The sequence below is a fragment of the Microbulbifer mixtoriginis (SeqCode) genome (assembly GCF_052467515.1).
Genome location: NZ_CP174314.1, coordinates 325,634 through 349,164, shown reverse-complemented (window position 1 = coordinate 349,164; position 23,531 = coordinate 325,634). Strand labels below are relative to the sequence as shown.

At 53.7% G+C, this 23,531-nt stretch carries 20 protein-coding genes; 7 read left to right on the top strand and 13 right to left on the bottom strand.

Features of this window, described 5'->3' with window-relative positions:
• The first annotated feature begins 127 nt into the window (after positions 1-127).
• The 3 genes from selD to cobB all read left to right on the top strand — a co-directional run bounded on the left by selD (position 128) and on the right by cobB (position 4,815).
• Positions 128-2,413, top strand: coding sequence for a selenide, water dikinase SelD (selD, locus tag ACJJIT_RS01505; protein ID WP_444899728.1), 2,286 nt, complete (start codon positions 128-130; stop codon positions 2,411-2,413).
• A 170-nt stretch (positions 2,414-2,583) separates the two neighbouring features.
• Entirely contained in the window at positions 2,584-3,891 is a 1,308-nt protein-coding gene (locus ACJJIT_RS01500; protein ID WP_444899727.1) for an NAD(P)/FAD-dependent oxidoreductase, read from the top strand.
• Between the two features lie 204 nt (positions 3,892-4,095).
• Positions 4,096-4,815: a Sir2 family NAD+-dependent deacetylase gene (cobB, locus tag ACJJIT_RS01495; protein WP_444899726.1), complete on the top strand. Its 720-nt coding sequence runs from the start codon at positions 4,096-4,098 to the stop codon at positions 4,813-4,815.
• 4 nt (positions 4,816-4,819) lie between these two features.
• Here the strand turns inward: cobB and ACJJIT_RS01490 are convergent, their stop codons facing one another.
• Both ACJJIT_RS01490 and ACJJIT_RS01485 read right to left on the bottom strand, forming a co-directional pair.
• The gene (locus ACJJIT_RS01490; RefSeq protein WP_444899725.1) at positions 4,820-5,389 is read right to left on the bottom strand and encodes a SixA phosphatase family protein; all 570 of its coding nucleotides are present in this window, start codon (positions 5,387-5,389) and stop codon (positions 4,820-4,822) included.
• Between the two features lie 179 nt (positions 5,390-5,568).
• On the bottom strand, positions 5,569-6,048 hold the full coding sequence (locus ACJJIT_RS01485) for a DNA binding protein (RefSeq protein WP_252083443.1): 480 nt from the start codon (positions 6,046-6,048) through the stop codon (positions 5,569-5,571).
• A 545-nt stretch (positions 6,049-6,593) separates the two neighbouring features.
• Here ACJJIT_RS01485 and ACJJIT_RS01480 point away from each other — a divergent pair.
• A complete protein-coding gene (locus ACJJIT_RS01480) occupies positions 6,594-7,040 on the top strand; it encodes a CBS domain-containing protein (RefSeq protein WP_252083444.1) in 447 nt (148 codons plus the stop codon).
• A gap of 2 nt (positions 7,041-7,042) precedes the next feature.
• On the opposite strand, the gene ACJJIT_RS01475 is transcribed toward ACJJIT_RS01480, so the two are convergent.
• Complete coding sequence (locus ACJJIT_RS01475) at positions 7,043-8,893, bottom strand: SLC13 family permease (RefSeq protein ID WP_444899724.1); 1,851 nt, start codon at positions 8,891-8,893, stop codon at positions 7,043-7,045.
• Positions 8,894-9,632: 739 nt separating this feature from the next.
• Here ACJJIT_RS01475 and mnmH point away from each other — a divergent pair.
• Positions 9,633-10,718 (top strand): tRNA 2-selenouridine(34) synthase MnmH, encoded by a 1,086-nt coding sequence (gene mnmH, locus ACJJIT_RS01470; protein ID WP_444899723.1) that lies wholly within the window; start codon positions 9,633-9,635, stop codon positions 10,716-10,718.
• A 104-nt stretch (positions 10,719-10,822) separates the two neighbouring features.
• Here mnmH and ACJJIT_RS01465 read toward each other — a convergent pair whose 3' ends face one another.
• The 9 genes from ACJJIT_RS01465 to ACJJIT_RS01425 all read right to left on the bottom strand — a co-directional run bounded on the left by ACJJIT_RS01465 (position 10,823) and on the right by ACJJIT_RS01425 (position 17,643).
• On the bottom strand, positions 10,823-11,752 hold the full coding sequence (locus ACJJIT_RS01465; RefSeq protein ID WP_444882884.1) for an SDR family oxidoreductase: 930 nt from the start codon (positions 11,750-11,752) through the stop codon (positions 10,823-10,825).
• Positions 11,753-11,766: 14 nt separating this feature from the next.
• Positions 11,767-12,150 carry a VOC family protein gene (locus ACJJIT_RS01460; RefSeq protein ID WP_444887301.1) on the bottom strand — a complete coding sequence of 128 codons (384 nt, stop codon included), beginning with the start codon at positions 12,148-12,150 and terminating at the stop codon, positions 11,767-11,769.
• A 54-nt stretch (positions 12,151-12,204) separates the two neighbouring features.
• Entirely contained in the window at positions 12,205-12,573 is a 369-nt protein-coding gene (locus tag ACJJIT_RS01455) for a DUF2750 domain-containing protein (protein WP_252086029.1), read from the bottom strand.
• Between the two features lie 159 nt (positions 12,574-12,732).
• The gene (gene rlmD, locus ACJJIT_RS01450) at positions 12,733-14,097 is read right to left on the bottom strand and encodes a 23S rRNA (uracil(1939)-C(5))-methyltransferase RlmD (protein ID WP_444899722.1); all 1,365 of its coding nucleotides are present in this window, start codon (positions 14,095-14,097) and stop codon (positions 12,733-12,735) included.
• Between the two features lie 55 nt (positions 14,098-14,152).
• Entirely contained in the window at positions 14,153-14,860 is a 708-nt protein-coding gene (locus ACJJIT_RS01445; protein ID WP_444899721.1) for a M48 family metallopeptidase, read from the bottom strand.
• 30 nt (positions 14,861-14,890) lie between these two features.
• On the bottom strand, positions 14,891-15,322 hold the full coding sequence (locus ACJJIT_RS01440) for a hotdog fold thioesterase (protein WP_152455066.1): 432 nt from the start codon (positions 15,320-15,322) through the stop codon (positions 14,891-14,893).
• 77 nt (positions 15,323-15,399) lie between these two features.
• The gene (locus ACJJIT_RS01435) at positions 15,400-16,011 is read right to left on the bottom strand and encodes a DUF2799 domain-containing protein (protein WP_444899720.1); all 612 of its coding nucleotides are present in this window, start codon (positions 16,009-16,011) and stop codon (positions 15,400-15,402) included.
• Positions 16,012-16,055: 44 nt separating this feature from the next.
• Positions 16,056-16,706, bottom strand: a complete 651-nt coding sequence (locus tag ACJJIT_RS01430) for an MBL fold metallo-hydrolase (RefSeq protein WP_444899719.1) — start codon at positions 16,704-16,706, stop codon at positions 16,056-16,058.
• Between the two features lie 43 nt (positions 16,707-16,749).
• Positions 16,750-17,643 carry a hypothetical protein gene (locus ACJJIT_RS01425; RefSeq protein ID WP_444899718.1) on the bottom strand — a complete coding sequence of 298 codons (894 nt, stop codon included), beginning with the start codon at positions 17,641-17,643 and terminating at the stop codon, positions 16,750-16,752.
• A 486-nt stretch (positions 17,644-18,129) separates the two neighbouring features.
• Here ACJJIT_RS01425 and malT point away from each other — a divergent pair, with 486 nt between their 5' ends.
• Together malT and ACJJIT_RS01415 are read left to right on the top strand one after the other, a co-directional pair.
• Positions 18,130-20,844, top strand: coding sequence for an HTH-type transcriptional regulator MalT (gene malT, locus ACJJIT_RS01420; RefSeq protein WP_444899717.1), 2,715 nt, complete (start codon positions 18,130-18,132; stop codon positions 20,842-20,844).
• Positions 20,845-21,077: 233 nt separating this feature from the next.
• On the top strand, positions 21,078-22,715 hold the full coding sequence (locus ACJJIT_RS01415) for an alpha-amylase family glycosyl hydrolase (RefSeq protein ID WP_444899716.1): 1,638 nt from the start codon (positions 21,078-21,080) through the stop codon (positions 22,713-22,715).
• A 228-nt stretch (positions 22,716-22,943) separates the two neighbouring features.
• Here the strand turns inward: ACJJIT_RS01415 and ACJJIT_RS01410 are convergent, their stop codons facing one another.
• Positions 22,944-23,531, bottom strand: coding sequence for an FMN-dependent NADH-azoreductase (locus ACJJIT_RS01410; protein ID WP_444899715.1), 588 nt, complete (start codon positions 23,529-23,531; stop codon positions 22,944-22,946).

Genomic DNA, 23,531 nt, shown 5'->3' with positions numbered 1-23,531 from the left:
GATCAGTCTCGCCCCAACTCACGCTGTCTAAAATTTATCCAGAAGTGAATTTGCACGGCGGGAGAATTTGGCTGGCGGGCAATGGCTTTACCCCAGCAACTGTTGCAGAAATCAGTAGTGAGCAAAAATGCAGGAGCATCCTAACTATCAGGATATCGTTCTGGTCGGCGGTGGCCACACCCATGCCATTGTGTTGCAAATGTGGGCAATGAACCCGCTGCCGGGTGCGCGCCTGACATTGGTTTCTCCACAAATCCAAACCGCCTATTCCGGCATGTTGCCGGGGATGGTAGCGGGCCACTATTCACTGGATGACACCCATATCGATCTGGCGCGCCTGTGTCGCGCTGCAGGCGCTCGTTTTATTCAGGCCTGTGCCCACCATATCGACGTAAAGGCGCACACGGTATCCCTGCTCGGGCGTCCACCATTAGAGTACGACCTCTTGTCCCTGGATGTCGGTGCCACCCCGGTGCGTGAGCTGCCCGGCTCAGAATTGGCAATCCCCATCAAGCCTATCGGACATTTTTACAACTTCTGGCAAAAACTGCAGAGACATGTACAGAAAAATCGCACATCTCTGCGCCTGGGTATTGTCGGCGGCGGTGCTGGTGGTTGCGAACTGGCCATGGCAATGGCTTATAGCCTGGAGGAGCAGATCTATTCCGGGCGCGTACAAATACACCTGATACACGGAGCTGATGAAATCCCCCAAGGCTATCCTTTTCTCGCGCGAAAATTAGTGGCCCGTGAGCTCGATAGCCTCGGCGTAGAGATACATCACAACTGGCCGGTATCAGAAATTACTGAGCAGGGCGTACGCAACAACAATGGCGAGTTACTCGACCTGGATCAGGTGCTGCTCTCAACCAACGCTTGTGCTCCCCCCTGGCTGGCGGATTCCCAGCTAGCTCTGGACGATAAAGGCTTCGTAGTAGTAGACCGTAAACTGCGTGCCCAGGGACATCAGGAAATCTTTGCCGCCGGTGACGTGGCCAGTTTTTCCGCCGGGCCGCTGCCCAAGGCGGGTGTCTACGCAGTGCGGCAAGGGCCGGTGCTGTTTCACAATCTGCGCGCCACTCTCACCGGACAGCCATTGAAAAATTACCGACCGCAAAAGCGCTTTCTGAGCCTGTTGGCCTGTGGCGGCAAGCGCGCGGTTGCGGTGCGTAATGGACTTGCCGCAGTGGGAGCCCCCCTGTGGCGCTGGAAAGACCATATTGATCGCAACTTTATGCAGCGCTTTAGCGATCTACCCATCAGCATGGAAGAGATGCCGAGCGCCCAACCTCGCGAGACACTGAACCAGCGCCAGGGCATCTCTCTGGCGAGCATGCGCTGCAATGGCTGCGGTGCCAAGGTAGGCCCTGAAGTACTACGCGGCGCTCTGGCCAAGCTTCCCATACAGCAATCTGAGTACCTACTGCGCGGACTTGGAGATGATGCCGCCGTGATGGACCTGCCCGCCTCGCAATTATTGGTGCAGAGTTCCGACCAACTGCGCGCCCCGGTTGCAGACCCCTGGCTGTTCGGGCGACTTGCCGCTTTGCACGCACTCTCTGACCTGTTCGCTATGCATGCCCGCCCGGTGAGCGCACAGGTATTAGCCACCTTGCCCACCGCGGCAGAAGAAATCACCCAACGGGACTTACAACAGCTGCTCGCCGGTACGATTTACGAACTCAACCGCCACCATTGCGTACTCTCCGGTGGCCACACTGCCGAAGGAGCGGAGATGCAGTTGGGCCTCACTGTGAACGGCCTGGCTGAGCGCGAGCAACTGCTGGAAAAATGTGGGGCTCACACAGGAGACTGTCTGATATTGAGTAAGCCCTTGGGCATCGGCACCATTCTCGCCGCCGAGGGGATGGGGGAAGCCAAAGGTCGCTGGCTGCAAAAGGCATTGGAGACCATGCTGCACAGCAATGCCGCCGCTTCTGGGGTTTTCGCCCAACACGGCGCCCACGCTCTCACTGATGTCACGGGCTTTGGTTTACTCGGCCACTTATTGGAAATGCTGAAACCCGATGGGCTCAGTGCCACTCTAATCGCCGAGCCGCTGCCACTGATTCCCGGCGCCCGTCAGTGCATTGAGCGCGGCTGGTTATCCAGCCTACAACCGCAGAACGCCAGTGCCTATTCCTTTGTGGAAAACCCCCGGGAGTGGCAATCCCTACCACACTGGGCGCTACTCACTGATCCACAGACCTGTGGTGGCCTGCTCGCCGCTGTTCCTGCCAGTAAGGCTGAAGCCTGCGTTCGCGCCCTACTACAGAGTGGCTGCAGCCAGGCCGCCATCATCGGAGTGATCAACACTAGGGGCAACCCCCAGCCAAAGATACGCCTGCGTCGGGATGGCCACTGGCGGCAGTTAATCACTCACAATAGCGAGGCGGAACACAGCCAAGTGTAATCATTCCGCTTTTATTTCTATTTATCATCACTTGTTCGGGCCTGTTGATATCACTGCCAATGCGGAGGATACTGACAGCAAAACAAGCGCCGCTAACCATGTATTGCGGCGATAGGTCTTCACAGATTGGGGAGTCGGCTTATTAGTAATCGACAGGAAGACCACCCACCATGAAAAAAATTGTGATCATCGGCGGCGGCGCTAGTGGGCTACATCTAGCCACGCGGCTCGGGCACTATTTCAGTTTTACCCCGTTCATGGGAAAAAGACGCAACTCTCCCACAGCACAAATTACTCTGGTCGATAAGAATCGTACCCATATCTGGAAGCCCCTGCTCCATCAAGTTGCCGCTGGCGCATTAGACGCCAATATGGACGCCCTTAACTATCAAGTACACGCCCGCGCTAACGGCTATGAATTCCAGCTCGGCGCGCTACAGTCTCTCGACAGAAAGCGTCGAGTTGTCACTTTGGGGGCGGTGCTGGATGACGAGGGCCATGAGTTGGTGGCTTCCCGCGAACTGGAATACGATTATTTAGTTCTCTGTATCGGCAGCAAGAGCAACGATTTCCACACTCACGGCGTACGTGATCATTGCGTCTTTCTCGACAGCAGTGAGCAGGCACAGAAATTCCACCAGCAGCTTCTCAATCATTTTTTGCGCCTGGAAACCCACACTAACAACAGCTTGCAGATTGCTATAGTTGGTGGCGGCGCTACCGGAGTGGAGTTGTCGGCAGAGCTGGTGGATGCAAGCAAGCAGATGGGCAACTATGGGCGAATCAGCTCGGACGCTATTGATATCACCGTAGTCGAAGCCGGACCGCACCTGTTGCCGGCCCTGCCGGCGCGCTTGGGCAATAACGCCGAGCGCGAACTGAGTAAAATGGGAGTGCGCGTACTCACCGGTTGCAGTATCGCGAGTGCCAATCCCACGGGTCTCACCACCGGTGACGGCATGGAAATTCCCGCAGCGATTCGCGTCTGGGCCGCTGGGGTCAAAGCTCCCGATTTTCTCAACCGTCTCGATGGGCTCGCCACTAATCGCCTCAATCAAATAGAGGTGAAAACCACACTGCAAACTCAAACTGATCCAAGTATTTTTGCCATGGGAGATTGTGCCAGTTGCGTCGATGGTGACGATCAGCGGGTACCGCCGCGCGCTCAAGCAGCACAACAGATGGCCAAACTCACCGCCTCCAATTTGATCGCTTTGATTGAGAACAAACCCCTGGAACATTTTTACTATCGGGATCGAGGCTCCCTGGTTTCACTGAGTAAATACACTGCGGTAGGAAATTTGATGGGCACCCTGGTAAAAGGCAGTCTCACCGTAGAAGGGCGTATTGCAGGTTTTGCCTACCGCTCACTCTATCGCATGCACCTGGCGGCAATCCACGGCTGGCCAAAGGCGATGTTGCTTTATCTCATTGGACAGGCCAACCGCGCGGTGAGCCCTCGTCTTAAATTACACTGAGGAAACCAAAAAAGTTACCTCAATAAATTAAGCGGTCAATCTTGGCCGCTTTAACTTGGCCATCTGATTTATGCCTATCAACCGTAATATTTTTCTTGCTCTACATAACTAAAGCTTTCAGGCTTTCGATAAAATATTGATCTCCGTAAACTGTCCAATATATTTTTATGCCCTAATCACAGCAGCTTGACGAAATTATTTCCTATGCAATATCAACGTATCGTGGTGCTGACCGGCGCCGGTGTCTCCGCAGAATCTGGTATCCGTACTTTTCGCGGGGCCGACGGCCTATGGGAAAACCAACGTATCGAAGATGTCGCTACCCCCGAAGCTTTTGAGCGCAATCCTCAGCTGGTACAGCGTTTTTACAACGAACGTCGTCAACATCTAATATCTGGAGATGTAGTACCCAACGCAGCTCATCAGGCTTTGGCCGCACTGGAAAAAGAATTCACCGGAGAATTTTTGTTGGTTACCCAAAATATCGATGACCTCCATGAGCGCGCCGGCAGCCATCATCTGATCCATATGCATGGCGAACTGCTCAAAGCGCGCTGCAGCAGCAGCGGCCAGCTGTTTTCCCTGCGGGAGGATTTGTTGGTTAGCGATCACTGCGACTGTTGTGGACTGTCAGGTACCTTGCGCCCCCATGTGGTGTGGTTTGGGGAAATGCCGCTGCAGATGGAGGCGATTTACGAAGCCCTGAGCCAGTGCAACCTGTTTATCAGTATTGGCACCTCCGGCAATGTCTATCCGGCTGCCGGATTTGTAGAATGTGCCAACCTGGCGGGAGCACACAGTGTGGAATTAAATTTAGAACCCAGCAGTGTGGGCGATGCTTTCACCGAGCACCGATACGGACCGGCCTCAGCGATTGTTGGAGATTTTGTGCGCGAGCTGCTCGACTGGCGTATACACAACTAAGCGGCTACTGCGTTTGTGAAAGTTCAGCTACGTGATGTTGTCTGCTGTCCTTACCGTAGCGTTGTAACAGAGTGGTTACCTGGCCTCGATCACGAATAACAATATAGAGGCGATCGTATTCATTGGATTCTCTAATTGGAGCACCTTGTTCCCCTCCGAGAAGGGCCACCATTTCCGGCGTAGTATTACTATGCCCAACGACCAAGATTCGATCGCCGGCCTGGTCCAAATCCACGGCAAACTCTTTTAATTTACGGTAATCATAGCTTTGTACCGGCAAACCTCGCTGTTCAGCCAATGGGCGGGCAGTTTCCCTGGTGCGAGTAAAATCGGTGCTGTATACCGCATCAATTTCCACACCTTTGAGTATCCGCGCCAACTGCTCGGCACGGGCCTTGCCAGCTTTTGCTAGTTGTGGATCTTTGCCAGCATTAGGCCCCAGCTCTTTTTCCCCATGGCGCACCAAATAAATAACCTGGCTATTGGTATTTGATGTCGCGCTTTCCGCCCAAGTGTTGACCCAAGGCGAACTTATAAAGCCAATGATTAGCAGACTGGTAATTCGGGTAAACACAAGAAGATACTCTCAATCCAATAGTGGTTGGAGGTTATGCAAAGGATATAGGGGTAGTAAACCCATATTCGATGAAATACAGGAGAATGCGTTTAAATTTTTAAGAAATGTAAAGAATTCCCTGGTGGAGATTATCCAGCACCAGTATTACCGGTGCTGGATAGGAAACCTGAAAGGAATTAGATCTTCCACTCTTTAACGGTTTCCAGACCGTATTCATCGATCCACTGGCTCAGCGCTTTAGGGTTGCGCTTTTTCTTCTCTACAGTGGCACCGGTATACGGATTGCGGTAGTGACCGGTTTCCAGCTTGGGCTCTGCAGACTTGCTCGCAGTAGCTGCAGCACGGCGGCCGCGACGGGGGCTATCACCCTCTTTTTTCAGGTGACGGGCAACGCGAGACTTAAGAGTCTGTACGTAATCAGGAGCGTCTTCATCATTCAGCTGGTCTACCAGCCACTCAACGACCTGGCGGCCACGTGCAACGAAGAATTCCTCTTCTTCCATCTGATATTCGGCAGCCAGATTAACCAGTGCCTTATCAAACGCGATAACGCCATCTTTTTTGCGTTCTGCCTGAGCCATTTGCTCCTGCAGTTCTTCGATTCTTGCCTGATGCTCGGCAATTTGCTGTTCGAGTTGTTCGTATTCCTGGAACATTCAATAAACCTCAACGACGGTTATTAAAAATACAGAGAAAACACTGTGGCGGAGGCCGACACAGAGTCGAGTCCGGTTATTCGAAATATCAAAATTGTTAACAGCACCACTAGCCGATTACTGGCGGTTAAGTGATGTTATATTCGGCATATTACGAATTAGCCGAATGAAAAACGAGATACCCTTGCACCGGTCGACTCCAGCGCTAGATATATTCGGCAAATGCATTATTAAAAGCTAGCCGACTTCAGCCTTTTCCGGTATTGAAACCGAAACACTGATTATATTTCTCGGCTGAGGTCGCGAATAATAATCTTTCGCCAACAAATATCAACCGTTTACGCTCTATCATTTGAATATAATAGGAATCTTCACGGTTATTGCTAACAAAATGTAACAAAGGCGTGGATATTCGCCTGAACAAAAGGATATTCAAACATCCCTATTTTGGCTATATTGTAACCGCAGTCGCCAATTGCAAATTATTGCGCTGACTTTTGTTATAGCGCTCATTGCCAAAAACCATTGGATACCTGACGCTCGCTATGTCCAATACCCATAATATTCATCACATGCCCACTTTAGCGGCTCTGATGACGCCGTTTCCCTATCACATCGATATTGATGCCACCGTTGAGGATGCCCTTGCGCTAATGGAAGAGCACAAGGTGCGTCATCTGCCAGTAACCCGTGCCGGAGACCTGGAAACGGTCATCTCCAAGGGAGATATCGAAAGGGCCAACGCCCCCGGACACCGACTGGAAGAGCAACAACTCTATGTCCACGACCTGTGCGCGCGCCGGCCCTTTATTGCCGATATCCACGATCCGTTGGATAAAATCCTAATGGCTATGGCCGATACGGGTATCGGCTCGGTACTGGTCATGCGCGAAGGAGAACTGGTGGGTATCGTCACAGTGACCGATATACTGCGCTTTTGTAGCAACTATCTTGCAGAATTAGCGCAGCCTGTGGACGACTCCATCGCCTGAGCTTAGAGCGGCCATACCCACAGCAACATGGGGATACTTACAAGCACCACCAGTATCTCCAGGGGCAGCCCCATGCGCCAATAATCACCAAAATCGAACCCCCCCGGCCCCAGAATCAAGGTATTGTTCTGGTGGCCCACCGGGGTTAGAAAAGCGCAGGATGAGCCGATGGCCACAGCCATTAGAAAGCTGTCCGGATTCACCGCCAGTTGTTCAGCGGTACTAATGGCAATTGAACACATCACCGCCGCAGTAGCCACATTGTTCATAAAGTCCGACAATGTCATGGTAACGATCAATATCAACACCAGAGCCAATACCGAACTACCCTGAGCCAAACTATCCAGCAGCACCTGTGCCACCAAGTCCGCCGCCCCTGTACTTTCCATCACCTCGGCCACGGCAATCAATGTGCCCAACAAAACAATCACAGAGCCATCCAAGGCCTCGTAAATGTTTCGCAGCGGCACAACCTTGAGTGCCATAAAAGCCAGCACACAGGTAGCAAATGAGACCGCTGCGGGGACCAGGCCAAAGGCTGCACCCGCAACTCCCAATGCCATAGCAAGCAGGGCAATGACTGCCTTCTCTTTGTTCGGCATGCCGATATCCCGCTGAGCCAGAGGCACGCAGCCCTGTTCCCGGGCAAACCTATTGAGATGGTTATCCGGCCCCATCATCAGCAGGGCATCGCCCGCCTGTAACGGCGTAGAACGCAGGCGCTTCACCGATCGGCGCCCGCGCCGGGAGAGGGCCAGCAGATTAATCTGATAGTTGGTCGAAAGGTGTAAAAACTGAGTCGAGCGCCCCACCAAAATAGAATTGGGCATTACAACCAGTTCGCGCAACTGCATTTCCTCACCGGCGGGGACGCTCTTTTCCTTACTCTTATCCCGAGAATCCTCGTCCTGCAGCGGCTTTGCCCCTCCCAGCTGTACAACCACTTTCTTGTCTTTTTCTGTCTCAGCCCCACCAACCATGGTGAGTCCAAGCCTGGTAAGACTCGCTGCTAAGGATGCGGGTTCTGCCTCGATTACCAGAATGTCCCCGCTTTGCACCCGCTGCCAGGGCGCTACTGCCGCTACCCGAGCATCGCTTTGCACCAACCCGACTACCTGTGCATCCTCAGCCCCCAATACTTTGCCAATTTCACCCAGGCTCTTACCCACTGCCGCGCTCTTTTCCCCAACCAGTGCCTCGGTGAGGTAGGTCCCGGTATCGAAACTGGACGCACCCGCTTGGCCGCGACCTGGCACCAGGCGCCAGCCAAGCAGACCGATAAAGAGCAGGCCAACCAGGGTCACTGCCAAGCCCACCGGGGTGAAATCGAACATGCCGTAACTGCCAGCCCCGGCGCTGTCGCGGAAACCGGAGACCACCAGGTTTGGCGGCGTTCCAATCAGGGTAGTCATGCCACCGAGTATCGTGGCGAAAGACAAGGGCATTAGCACCTTACCCGGAGCCAGGCCCTGTTTTTCCGCCATATCCGCCGCTACCGGCATCAACAGCGCCAAAGCCCCCACATTGTTCATAAACCCTGATAGAAGAGCACCGAGCCCAGTCAGGAGTAACATTGATACTGTGATATTGCCGCTTCGAGGCACTACCCGCTGGGCCAGGGCTCCCATAGCTCCGGTATTCTGCAGGCCACGACTGAGGATCAGCACGCAGGCCACAGTGACCACTGCCGGATGACCAAATCCAGCAAATGCTTTTTCAGGGGGAATTAATCCAAAAAACACACAAGCGAGCAGGGAAGAGAGCGCCACCATATCGTGGCGCCAAGGCCCCCAGATAAACAGCGCTATCGTAATCGCGATAATGATTAGAATAAGCAACTGATCTAGGGTCATAAATACGTATTTCCTGAATGTAGCACTCGTGAAGAATTCCACGGGGCAACTCATTCAGGGTATACAAGGATAAGGTATTGACGGGAATAAAGGCGCCGGAAGACCACTCTTCACTGATCATTTAGAGGCATAATTTGCGCCAACCAAGTTCAATGGCTCGGTTTCAATGGAAGTCGAGAGCAATCTTCCAATAGTTTTATGGACCAATAGGAAATCTATATTTATTATTACAATTAAGAGAAATTTTAATTGGACTTATGCTAATAGGGCAAAGTGTAAAATTAGATAAAAATATTGGAATATCCGGAGATATTTTCTGCCCAGGTATTTTAGTGGCGTCAAATTTCACTAAAAATTATGATATCCAAACCATAACGGATACCAAATTATTAATAACTGCTCCCTATTGAAATTCTCACCCTATTACTAACCATATCTTTTCTTCTTATTTATTAATTGAGCATAAAGGGCCCTGCCCTAAATTAACCCAAAGCGTTACATACACCTTTAGCTAATTACCCACAAGTATTCGCGACTAATGCTCTACTAGCTCCTCAATTATTGGTGGCGGCATACCCTGGAGCCATTTTATTCGGTTAACCGCTAAAGCGGATTGGCGCACAAACAAGCAAAAGCCTTACAATCGACCAAAGTTTCTTTGATTAACTCTATAAGAGCCTCAGAGTGGTCAGCCCTCATTAATGAGTGAAGCTCTCCACAGCAATATTGGAGACCCTCCTTGCGCAAAAATACTACGAATTACCGTGATCTATTCCTACACAATATTCCGCTGATGGATGTACGAGCACCGGTGGAGTTTCAGCGCGGAGCATTTCCCCATGCAGAAAACTACCCGTTATTAGACGACCAACAACGGGAGTTAATTGGTACCGAGTACAAACAGCAGGGGCAACAGGCCGCTATTGATTTGGGATGGCAACTAGCCACGGATAAAGTCGTAGAGCATAGGCTCAAAGCTTGGAGTACATTTATTCATCGCCACCCCCAGGGTTACCTTTACTGTTTTCGTGGCGGCCTGCGCTCGTGCACTACACAGCAGTTATTGCGAGATGTGGGAATTGATTATCCACTGATTGATGGTGGCTACAAGGCTATGCGCACCTATCTGCTCAGCCAGCTAGAAGGCCTGAGCCAAGAGCTGCCGCTGATCGTTATTGCCGGTCACACCGGCAGTGGTAAGACAGAGTTAATCCAGGGTGCAGAACGCGCACTCGATCTGGAGGGGATTGCCAAGCACCGCGGCTCCAGCTTTGGCCGTACGGGTTGTGATCAGCCTTCTCAAATCGATTTTGAAAACCAAGTGGGTATCGATTTACTCAAGCTGTCGCAAGCTACCGGACCAGTTTTTATCGAGGATGAAAGCCGGCTTATTGGCCGCTGTGCCCTGCCCCCAGTATTACAAAATGCCATGAAAAGCGCTCCCAGAGTCCTGGTGGAGGAACCGCTGGAGCAACGAGCCCGGCGTATTGTGCAAGATTATGTGTGTGAGGCCCTGCCGCGCTTTAAAACTGCTGGCAACTCCGCAGCGACATTGGGAGAAGAACTGCGCAACAACCTGAGTAAAATCCGCAAGCGCCTCGGTGGATTACGCCATCAAACATTGGATGCACAACTTATGGATGCAAATCGAGAATTACAACAGAGTGGAAACAGTGAGGCCTATATTCCACTGGTGATGTGTTTATTGCGAGATTATTACGATGGTGGTTACAACCACCTGATGGAAAAGCGTGACAGCCCTATCCTATTTCGCGGTAGTTTTTCAGAAGTGAAGGACTGGCTGAATCACAGGCACGACTGTTAGTTAATGGCTAAAAATTTTATGTGGATAATTTTAGTAATGCATCGAGCAGAAAAGTAATTAATCACTCAAATGAAAAACACCGGGGAGGCAGTCCTAAGCCTCACTTATACCTTGTGCGCCAAACGGTTTAACTTGAAACGGCGCAATAAAATCCAGTCCCGCAATTTATGCGGTAACCAGCGCGCAAGCCAGGGCAACAGGCGGCTGCGATTGCCGATACGCACCAGTGTGCGCGGCCGTTTGCGTAGAAGTTCACGTACCAACTTGCGCGCCAGGGAACTAGCCAAAGTGGCGTTCTGTTGTGACTCCTGAGCGCGGGCGCGCACCACCTCCTCCTGGCGCTTATACATTGAATCCGGAGGCAAGAGACCGCGCAGTGATACTTCCGCGTGGCGACCGAACTCTGAGGCAATAGCCCCAGGTTGCACTGTCATTACGCGAATGCCAAAAGGTTTCAGTTCCAGGCGCAAGACTTCCGAGAGTGTGTGCAGGGCCGCTTTGGAAGCGCAGTAGGCCCCAGAGAAAGGGGTAGCCAAAACACCGGATACGGAACCGATATTACAAATTACAGCACTCTTGCACGAGCGCATCAACGGCACACTAGCGCGCGCCAGTGCCAGCGGTGCAAATACATTGGTGCGAAATTGATTTTCCAGGGAGCGGGTATCCAGCTCCATCAGCGGGCCCATCTGCCCGTAACCGGCGTTGTTGATCAATATATCCAGGCGACCGTAGGCGGCCTTGAGAGCGTGTAGCACCCGGTTAATATCTGCCTGGCTATTAACATCCAAAGCTTCGGTAGCGATGCCCAGGTCCGCCAGTTCCTGCAGGCTTTCCGGGCGTCGCGCGGTAGCGATAACAATAGTACCGCGGCGATGCAAGGCCAGGGCCAGCTCGCGACCAATACCACTGGAACATCCCGTAATCAGAGCGACTCTGTCTGGCGCCACATAGCCCCGGCCAATTTGGGCAAGGCTCTCTGCGGCAAAGCTATCAGGAGATTTTCGAAAACTGGAAACTGGTGGTTTGTTCACGGGGACTGCTCCGTTTACTGGTTCGAATCCTCCGACACGGCCTGGGATTGCTCAATCAGGCCAATAATATTGCCGTAAGGATCGAGAAAACTCGCCATCAGTACGCCCTCGCCAACATCCACCACATCGCTGTGTTGTCGCGCACCCATGGCTCCAAGACGCTCGACCTGTGCGGCCATATCCGCAACCGCCCAGTAGGCGATCACCCCATCCGCGCGGCTGATCGCGCTGCGCGCATCCGGATTCAGGCCCAGTTCACAATGGCCGAGATGAAAACCCACATAGCAATCGCTATCGAAATAGGGCTCTTTCTGCAGCAGCTGCGCATACCAGGCACGGGCCTCTGCAATATCTGTTACACCGTAAATTACTGTACGCAGGCCGAGAAACTGCTCCATTAAGACACCCCGTTGTTTAATTTTTATCCGCTGGGTGGGGCACTATGGCGCAGCTTATTGCAGCTCCTGCTCCAATTGCTCCAGCAGGTCGATGGGTTCCAGCTCCACACCTTCCAGCTCATTGTTCCAGTTCAGCCCCACCAGCAGTACATCCTCGTGCATACCGGTGAGCCAGTCATCCATAAATTCTTCCAGGTCGATAGCTACCGCTTGGTATTCCGCCCAATCGCCCTCACAGTGTGCCTGGGCAAATTCCCGCTGGGACCAAAAGGGCATCACTTCAGTCTGTGGGCGCTTTTCGGATTCGCACAACGCAAAGCCCTCTTCCCCCTGCAGCGCCCAGACGCAGCCCTGTTCGGCTGCCTCTGGCAAAAAACGTGCGCAGTTTTCTTCAAAATCATCAGTTAAGGGTTCGCTTTGCATAACATCTTCGCTTGATAAGTTTGCCAGCAGTTTACGCCAGTTTGCCCCCCGCACCAACGCACAGGCCACTGCTCTGGCATCAGGTAAAACTGCTTTACCTCCGCTCCTCAGGACTTTTTAAATGACACACAGAGACGGAAAAAAATTGAATAAATGGCTTTAGGAATCCAGCTCAAATACCGCCATGGATTCCACATGGGCTGTTTGCGGAAACATATCCATAACACAGGCCTGCTTAAGACGGTAACCCAGCTGGGTCAATTCTCCCGCATCCCGCGCCAGAGTCGCCGGGTTACAGGACACGTAAACAATTTTCTGCGCCTTGAAACGGGCAATGCCACGCACCGCCTGCAGGGCGCCATCGCGCGGTGGGTCCAGCAAAATTTTATCGAAGCCGTCACTGGCCCAGGCCTTTTTCACCATTTCCTCATTCAGGTCGGCAGTGTGAAAGCGCACATTGTTCAGCCCATTAAGTTCGGCATTATCCTTGCCCCTTTGAGTGAGAGCACCCAGGCCTTCGATACCGATGACCTCCCCGGCGCGGCGTGCCAATGGCAGGGTGAAATTTCCCAATCCGCAAAAAAGATCCAACACCCTCTCGCCGGGTTGCGGGTCCAATAACTGCACAGCACGACTCACCATCTGTCGGTTGACCTCGAAATTCACCTGGAAGAAATCCATCGGCTGGAAGTGCAGGCTCAGGTCAAATTCTGGCAGACGATAACTGAGGTAATTCTCGCCATTCTCTGGCCACAGAGGCTGAATCGAAGCCGCATCACCAGGTTGTATATACATGTGTATACCTGATGATTTAGCGAAGTCTTGCCAGCGCTGTCGATCCCCTTCCGATAAAGGCTGCAGGTGTCGTAACACTAAGGCCGCCACATCATCACCGACCGCCACTTCCAACTGGGAAAAGTGCGCGCGCCCCTCGCTCTCCGCCACCAGTAGCTTCAACGCGGGAATATGTTGAGCGATGGAGGGGTGCAAAACATGGCACTCATTGATATCGGTCAAATCGTTGCTGCGCTTTTTGCGAAAACCAAAAACGAGTTTTTTACCTTTTGCCGATTTCACCAGGCGAATACCGATACGCGCCTTGCGCCGGTAGCCGTAAGGTTCTGCTAGTAGTGGAGGCAAAATTTCCTCAGGTTTAATACCACCAAAACGGGCCAGCTGATCCAACAAGATTTTTTGTTTTTCGACAATTTGCGCATCGGCCTGCAGGTGTTGCAGGGAGCAGCCCCCGCACAGGGACACATGGGGGCAGCGCGGTTCACAGCGCAGTGGCGAAGCCTGAATTATCTCACTGGTAACACCTTCATCGAAGCGAGCCCGATGAGTGCTATAACGAAAACGCACTTCTTCACCAGGCAGGGCATTATCGATAAATACTGTTTTTTTACCCACACGGGCAAGACCGCGCATATCGTGGCTGAATTTTTCCACGCAGGCTTCTGCCTGGGTGGGCAAAGATTTTTTTACCGTCTTACGCGGAGTGATAAAACGCGGTTTTCTGCTCATAGGAAATTACTGAATATTCAAAACATCTGAAATCAATGGGACCTGTCGGTAAAGTCTATACCGTGAGGCGGTGGCCATTATCGCGCAACCAGCGGCGCAGCTCCTTATAGCGAGGGCAAACACTCTGTACCAGCAGCCAAAAATCGCGGCCGTGATTATGGTGACGCAAATGGCTGACCTCATGGGCCACCAGATAATCCACCACCGGTTCCGGTGCCAGGCATACCAACCAGTTGTATTGCAGGTCTCCACGAATACTGCAGTGCCCCCACTTACTCTTGGTGCGCCGAATTCGCAGTGTGGAAAACTGCAAGTCCAGTTGTTCGGCCAAGCGCTGGGACTTTTCTGTTAATAGGGCCAACGCCTCGCGCTGGTAGAGGCGCTGTAGGGCCCCCTGTAATTGCTGCGTAGTGGGGGTTGGCGATAAGGTATAGAGATGAATGGACTCTTCGGTGATTGCCGCACCACCTCGATTAGACGCGCGCTCCAAGGGGCGCATTTTACCCAGCCAAGGAAAGTGCTCACCAAACTCAAACCGATATTGTGGCACCTGTGCCGCACGCTGGTTGGCAGCGAGCAATTGGGCGCGTACCCACTGGATATTTTCCTGCAAAAACTGATGGCCGTGGCGGGCAGCGCAGCGCTGAGGAATACGAACTTCCACGCCGGATTGAGCCAATACCAGACCCAGGCGCTTGCGCCTTGCCGAACGCACCAGGCGGTAGGGAATATCTTCAAAAAAATATTCCCGCACTTCACTCATAAAAACCGCCTCAATAAAACCCGGTAAAGTTTATCCAGCGGCATGAGCCACAACTGCCATGGTAATTCGGGAGATACAACTCAGTTTGCCATTGGGGGCGTAAATCAGAATTTCCCACACCTGGCTGGTGCGCCCGATATGTACCGGCTTGGCCCGGCCAGTAACTTCACCCTCCGGCACAGGACGCAGATGATTGGCATTAATCTCCTGGCCAACGCAGTAAAACTTACTGGTATCCACCAGCAGATTGGCACCGATAGATCCCAGGGTTTCCGCCAACACCACATTGGCACCGCCATGTAGAATACCGAACGGCTGGCGAGTGCGATGATCCACCGGCAGCTTGCCCTCCAGGTAATCCTCACCGATTGCGGTAATCTCCAGGCCCAGATAACCGGGCATACACTGGGCGGTGCCACGGTTAATCTCTTCCAGGGTGGGAGTAACGTGCCAAATAGCCATGGGAATAACTCTCTTGAAAATCCAAACTGGGATCGGGGGAAATGACTGAATTGACTAGCCATATCAACCCACTAACTTCACCAGTAAAAAAAACCGGATGAAAAAAAGCCGCGCGGATAAAAACCCGGCGTGAAATAGTCTGGGCCGAAAAGGCCATAGCGGTGCAGTTCTAAATCCAACATGCGCAACTCCCATTCGAGTCGGCTGTGCTGGAAGTAAAGCGCACGCCTCTGGTTGTCGCTATCACTGTGCCTAAGGGCGCGATGTAGGGAGTAAAGCTCACGTTCTAAATTATCTCGGCGCCACAATAAATCGCGATATTGCTGCGCTACGCGATAGTCGGCCAAGCCACGCTGGTAATTCTGCAAAAAAATATCTGCGGTGGGCCCAGTGCATACCCCCTCATATTTTCGCCCCTGACGTCCCTGAGCGTAGCCATTTTCAGCAGTACAAAATTGTTCCACGCCCTCTTCGTGGCCCTGCAACCAGGCCTCACTGTCCACATAAATCTCGTAACTTTGGCATTCCTTGGCGATATCGTACACCAGCGCCTGGGAGCGCCCGCGGGCGCCGTCATGTAGGCCGCGCTCATACCAGAGCCCACTGCGGCAATCCGCCTCGGAAATAACAGCGCAACCACTAATAGCAGTGGCCAGAATCAACAGGAAAACACTCAGCTTTACAGGCATGGGAAGGGTCTCCCGATGGATTATTGTTTTGCAGATACCGCCTATCAGCCGAAACGTTTATCGGCGACGAACGGATTGGTCTGACGCTCCTGACCAAAAGTGGACATAGGACCGTGACCCGGGACAAAGCGTACATCGTCACCCAGTGGCCACAGGTGTTCGGTGATCGAACGAATCAAAGTATCGTGATCCCCCTGGGGGAAATCGGTGCGGCCAATTGAACCAGCAAAAAGCACATCGCCCACCAGTGCCAACTTGCTCGGACGATGGAAAAAGATCACATGCCCCGGGGTATGGCCAGGGCAGTGATGCACCTCCAGCTCCTGGTCGCCGACGGTCACGGTATCACCCTGCTGCAACCAGCGATCGGGGGTGAACACCTCCACTGAGGGAAAACCGAACATCTGCGCCTGTACCGGCAGCTGCTCGATCCAGAAACCATCGCCCTCGTGGGGGCCCTCAACCGGCAACTGCAATTGTTTAGACAGCGCCGCAGTGCCACCCACATGATCCAGATGACCGTGGGTAAGCAGGATTTTCTCAATGTTGAGCCCGCGCTCTTGCGCCGCTGCCAGAATTTTGTCCAGGTCGCCACCTGGATCCACCACTGCGGCACGCTTGCTATCTTCGCACCAGAGCAGGGTGCAATTCTGCTGAAAAGGAGTGACCGGGACGGAGTGAAATTGCAGCGACATGGTAAAACCCATCCTTATTCGGGAGTAGTAGCTAGTGCCGCGATTATACCGCGACTGCCCGCCGAGATCGCTGTGCGGATGCGCCTGCCTTCGGCTTGGTGTTTTGCAGAAGAGTGCTCAGGTCCTTGCCGAGCTGCTCCCACACCAATTCATTGCGCCAGTAATCCTCCGATGGCAGTAGCTGCGGACCGGCCAGGGCATTATCTGGATCGGACAGTGGCTTTGTCGCGTAATCCCGAAATACCGCTTGGTTGTAACTGGGGCTGAGAGGCTTAAGAGGCCAGCCGAGCAGGTCATTCGGATGATAGAAATTTTTCCAGCGGAATTGATACCCGCGGGAGGCCGTAGCCACCGCCTGGATCTGATCGCGCTGCCTGGCCCCAAACCACAGCGGCGTGCCGGCCCCGAGGGTATACCAATGGCTGAGGGTTTTCAGGCGCAAAAAGCGCTCCCGCGCGGAGCCCTTGCGCACCTCGGCTGGCCCGCCATCGCGCCAGACACCGTGGTTAACGCTGGGCCGCTGGGCATCCCACAAATAGTTGGACAAGCTAAGACAGCTGGCCGAATGACTGATAAGCAACACCGGAGCGCAATCGCCAGCGGCGGCTGCAGCCTTTTGTAGAGTTTGATAAATGGCTGTCTGGGTCCTCTCGTAGAGACCACTACGGCTATGGATATCCCCCAATTGCGCCGAGTTCTCAGCCAGGGTGTTGAGTAGGAATTTGCGCGCACGCAGACTATCCACCTCGCACTTGCGCATATCTTCAAATACTCGCTGGGTATTACCTGGCAGTGCTTCCACAGTAGGAAAAGTATCGCAATGAAGGCGCGCCCAGTCGTCATCCAGGGTTTCCCTGAGCATGGAAAACAAGTGCTTTACACAGTTCCTGTGTGCGGCATCCACAGCCGGCGCTGCCAAAACCACAATATCGGCCATAACTCCCTCTTTTTTATTATTGTTGTCGAAGCCGCACCTACTTCCCTGACGGCATCAGTTATTCACCAAATTTTTTTCGGAAATAACTCTGTTTTTTCATAATCCAGTGATCCAAGAATCCCCCACTGCGTACAAACGTTCGTGTATTACGGCAACGAATGTCAGCCGGGAAAGCAGATAACGCTGTCGGGTAGCTCTACGCCGGTCTCGGTGAACACAGGGATGTGTTCCTGACACCGGACATCGCAAGCCAAAAACTGGCCGCAGGGTCTCTTTCTGATTGTTTTGTCTCTTTGGGCTGGATCGGTAAGACTGACTGGATCCGCCGATCAATATACCGTCATAAGCAAAGCCACTTCTAGTATTAGCCAAAGAGAATCCAGCAAGTCGTCCTATCCTCGGCGCAAATCTGTCACAAAAGCGCTCCGCTAGTGCATAATATCCCTGTATAAAAATCAGACATTTAAAACAATCCTGCCCGCAGCGATGCTTTTAACTTCCAAATACAGCCTGCCGGACTGCCCCGAGCATACCCTGGTGCGCCCGCGCTTACTGGCACTGCTCGACGACAGCCACAGCGACCAGCTGCTGCTTGTGACGGCACCAGCGGGCTACGGTAAAACCACGCTGGTCACTTCCTGGGCCTCGGCGCAGGAAAATCCAATGGCCTGGTATACCCTTGATGCCAGCGACAATGAGCCGAGCCAGTTTTGTCGTTATCTGGTGGAAAGCGTGCATCGCGCTACCGGCAAAGGCGTACCGCAAACCTGTCGCTTATTGGCGGCGCCACAAAGCCCAGATCCAACAACTGTCATCAGTCATCTGCTGGGTGAACTGCGCAGCTTGCCCAGCGAACTGCGCATAGTGCTCGACGACTACCACCATATCGACAACCAGGCGGTGCACAGCGTCACTCGCTTCCTGTTGCGCCACGCACCTCCAGGCGTCGGGGTCCTTCTCACCAGCCGCAGCCAGCCGCCCCTGGGGCTGGCCACCCTGCGCGTACAAGGCCGCCTATTGGAGCTGGGCAGCGATCAACTGGCCCTGAATACCGAAGAGATCGCACGTCTGCTGAAGCAGCGCTTGCCATTTAATCTCGATGGCGACCGCGCCGCACAACTGCACCACCTGAGCGAGGGTTGGCCGCCGGCGGTACAACTGTTCGCCCTGTCGGTGCGCGATCGCCAAGAAGTAGACCGCTACCTGACGGAACTGGAACAGGGCCACAGCCATATCCTCGACTATCTGGCCGAAGAAGTGCTGGAAAGGCTGGAGCCAGAGCTGCGCGAGTTACTCGCGCGCACCTCGATCCTCACCCGTGTCAATGCCCAGCTGGCGGAACACCTGAGTGGCCGCAACGATGGCCAACAACTGCTGGAAGAAGCGGCGCGGCGCGGACTCTTCCTGCAGGCACAGGACTCCAGTCGCCAGTGGTTCCGCTTCCATCCAGTCTTCGCCCGCTTCCTGCAGCGCCAGCTCACCAATCGAGAGCAGCTGTTGCACCTGCACGCTCTCGCTTGTGATTCCTGGCAAGAAATGGGACAGCCGGTGGAAGCCCTGCGCCATGCCCTCGCTGGCAGTGACCGCGAGCGCCTGTGTCAGCTGCTCGATAGCCAGGGAGAAATACTGCTGCGCGGCGGGCAGTCGCGCCTGTTGCGTGATTGCCTGGAATGGCTCGGCAGTGAGGCGTTGCAGCAGAGTGCGCGCTTCACCCTGCTCTCGGCAAAAATGGCGCGGGAGAATTTTGAATACGACCAGTGCGAGAAAATGCTCGCCACCGCCGAGAGCTGGCTGCAGCGGCAGGATCCACAGCAATGGCGTCAGTTTGAAGGGGCTTTCGCCACCATGCGCGCCCAGGTGGCCATCGCTCGCGGCCAGACCCTGCAGGCCAAAGAGTATGCCGAAGAGGCCCTGGGACTTTTACAACCCAACCAACTAGGCGAGCGGATTTCGGCACTGCTTGTCACCGGTGAGACCAGTTTTTGCCTGGGCGCATTAGAGCCCGCCGCGACCCATATGTTGGAGGTGGAGGCCCTGGCCATCGCCGAGGGAGATATTCCCAGCGCCGCCTGGGCCATCTGCCAACAGAGTGAGATCGCCTTCGCCCAGGGGCTTCTACAAAAATCTGCCTCACTGCAGAAGAAGGTGTCCAACCTGGTGCAGAAACACCACCTCTCCACCCTGCCCATCGCCGAGTTTGTCTGCCGCCTGCTCGGGCAGCTGCAGTGGGAAAAGGGAGATTTAGAGAGCGCCGAGCACTCGGCCCGGCGGGGAATGCAGATCAACCGCAAAGTGGGTGAACACTGGCTACTGCCGGAATACACGCTGCTCCTGAAACTAGCCCAGGCACGCGGAGAAAAAGAGGAATCGCTGGAGTGGCTGGCCCGCATAGACCGCTTACTCTCAGATGGACGCTACCACCGCGACTGGGTTGCCAATGCCGATGCCGCGCGTATTCGCACTTGGCGCGCCCTGGACAACCGACAAGCCATTGCCAGCTGGTTGGAGCAAGCTGCGCCAGTTGCAGACAGGCCCAGTAATCACTTTGAACAGTGCCACGGCCGCAACCATGTGCGCGCACTGATTGAACTGCACCGCTGGTCCGACGCCAATCGCCTGCTGAGCCGCCTGCAACAGGTCGCGGAAGAGTGTCATTTAGTCACCGATCGCCTGCGCAACCGTGTGCTGGAATCCCACCTGTTGTGGCTGCGCGAACAGCACGGTGAGGCCGTGGAGGCCATTAGCGAGGCACTACTGCTGGCCGCAGGTAGAGGATTTCGCGCCAGCTTTCTACAAATTGGCAAACCCCTGATTGTGATTCTCAAGGCTGCGCTGGAACGGGGCTTGGATGAGGCGTCCACCGACAAGGCCCAAGTACTGATTAAACTCGCCCAGCAACAGCCGGAGTTGGACGGTGGCATTCGTATTGAGCTGGACGACACTATTATTCGCGAGATTCTCGCCAGCGACGCGGTACCGGATTTTCTGCGTCACTCACCACTCACTCCAAGGGAGTGGCAGGTTTTAAACGCTATTCATTCAGGCCTTTCGAACGAGCGTATCGCCAGGCACTTCAAAGTGGCGCCGAGTACCATCAAAACCCACATCCGCAGCCTCTACCAAAAGCTGGATGTCAAAGACCGCCAGGAAGCGATTACCCTGGCCGAACAAATGCTGCGCTCGGTGCAGGACCGCCCATAGGAATAACTGCGAGTCGGGGCACAGGGATGTGCGCAAAACTCCACTACAGGATTTCTCCACATCTCTATTTGAGCAGTTCCCGAAACTTGTTACTCCCGCTCTAAATCCCCCCGGTCAGCCCCTCCCCCCCTCTATGGGGAGGAGGAACGTGGCTCCGCCCTTCGCCATACTCACCCTATCCTTTCCTGAGTGGGCCCGCCCACCCTTCGAATAATGAGACAAGGCAGTAATCCATGAGCGGCAACAGCACCGAGTGGTGGCGCAACAGCGTTATTTACCAGATTTACCCCCGCAGTTTCTGCGACGCCAATGGCGATGGTATCGGCGACCTGCCAGGTATCACCCAGAAATTGGATTACGTGAAGTCCCTTGGTGTGGACGCTATTTGGATATCCCCCTTCTTTAAATCCCCCATGGTGGATTTTGGGTATGACGTGGCGGACTATCGCGATGTGGACCCGATTTTCGGCAATCTGCAGGATTTCGACCGCTTAATTGAGGCCGCCCATGCCCGCGGCCTGAAAGTTATTATCGATCAGATTCTGAGTCACACCTCAGATCAGCACCCCTGGTTCGAGGAGAGCCGCTGCAGCCGCGACAATCCCAAAGCCGACTGGTATGTGTGGCAGGACCCTAAAGCCGATGGCAACCCGCCCAATAACTGGGTATCTGTTTTCGGTGGTGGCTCCTGGCGTTGGTGTACCCGCCGCCGTCAATACTACCTGGCCAACTTCCTCAAAGAGCAGCCGGATCTCAATGTGCACAACCCCGAGGTGCAGGCGCAGTTACTGGCGGATATGAAATTCTGGCTGGATCGCGGTGTGGATGGTTTCCGCCTGGATGCGGTGAATTTTATCTTCCATCAACAGGCCCTCAGCGATAATCCTCCCCGCCCGCTTAAGCTGGATCAAAAAGGACTGCCGCCGGTCAATCACTACGATTACCAATGGCACAAGAACGACAAATCCCAGCCAGAAAACCTGGTGTTTTTACAGCGTGTGCGCCAGCTGATGGATCAATACCCGGGTACCGTTACCGTGGGCGAAGTGGGTGACGATAATACCCATAAGATCATGGCGGACTACACCACGGAACAGCGCCTACATATGGCCTATTCCTTCGATTTATTAACCGAGGATTGCAGCGCGCAATTCCTGCGCGAAACCCTGGAAAAGAACCGCGCGGTAATTGAAAAAGGATGGCCCTGCTGGTCCATTAGCAATCACGATGTTCCGCGCTCTATCACCCGCTGGAACCGCGGCCTTAGTCCGGAGCTAGCGCAAAAGCGCGCGCCCCTGTTCCTACTGATGCAACTTGTACTGCGCGGTAGCGTATGCCTGTATCAGGGGGAAGAACTGGGTCTGGCGGAAGCGGATATCGCCTTTGAGGATTTGGTGGACCCCTACGGTATTAACCTTTGGCCCGAGTTCAAAGGTCGCGATGGCTGCCGCACGCCTATGCCCTGGACCGATACCGCTGATCAAGCCGGCTTCACCAGCGGGAAACCCTGGTTACCGATTTCCCAGAGTCACCGGAACTTAGCCGTGAATCTGCAGCAAGACAGCCAGCACTCTATGCTCAACCAGTTCCGTGCATTGATAAAATGGCACCGGCAACTGCCCCAAAGTCTGGCAACCGCACAACAGGAAGTACTCGATACCGGCAATGATTTATTGGTGTTCGTGCGCCGCGCAGATAAGGAAGTGTACCTGGTCGCCCTGAACCTAGGCGCCACTGAGGAAAGCTACGCTCTGCCACAAGAGTTTTTTGGGGCCGAGGATATTACTCCAGGCCTGTTTGCAATGGAGCTGAGAGAAAACACGCTGGTTTTGCCCGCCGCTGGCGCCGCTGTATTGCGAAACAATAATTAATTTCAGGAATTAATTTCAGACTTTAACAGCCCGTCAAAAAATTTTACCAGCTGGTGGCAACAACCACCGGCTGCCAATTTCAGAAAAACGGCAGTATCTCTCCCAGGGCTATAAGTTGGTTTTTCTGTCTCTCTGCAACGTCATTTATCCTTTCGACGTCTGCTTCTCCGCCGGCCCAAAGCCGGCTTTTTTCTTTGCTTTATTTTACTTTGCTGTGCGCCTCATAGATCAGATTGCTTCCAGAGCTACCTTAGCCTGAGTTAAGGCCGTCTCTTTGTGGTCATCCCCCATATTCAGCCCTTCGGCATAAATGACCGTGACATCGTCGATGCCAATAAATGAGAGAAAATGCTTGATGTAGGGCACATGAAAATCAATAACAGAATCTTTATAGAAACCCCCAGATGTCGTGACCAAGACCACTTTGGTATCTCTAATCAAACCCTCTGGTCCATTTTCTGTATAGGTAAAAGTCACTCCGGCCCGCGCTAGGTGATCAAACCAAGCTTTCAGGGTAGATGGGCTACCAAAGTTATACATGGGTGCTGCAATCAGTACCGTATCTGCATTTTTGACCTGTTCAATAAGGTTATTCGAATACTCCGTTAGCGCTTTCTGGGTTGCACTTTTCTGCTCCTCAGGGGTGAAGAAGGCACTTACCATTTCACCGCTCAAATGCGGAACCGGGTTAATACTTAAATCCAACTCGGTGACTTCAGTGGCAGCCTGTCGTATCAGCCAGTGCTTAGCCAGTGACCTAGAAGTCGAGTGGTCCCCCAAGGCAGAGGCATAAACGGCAAGAATTTTGTGACTCAT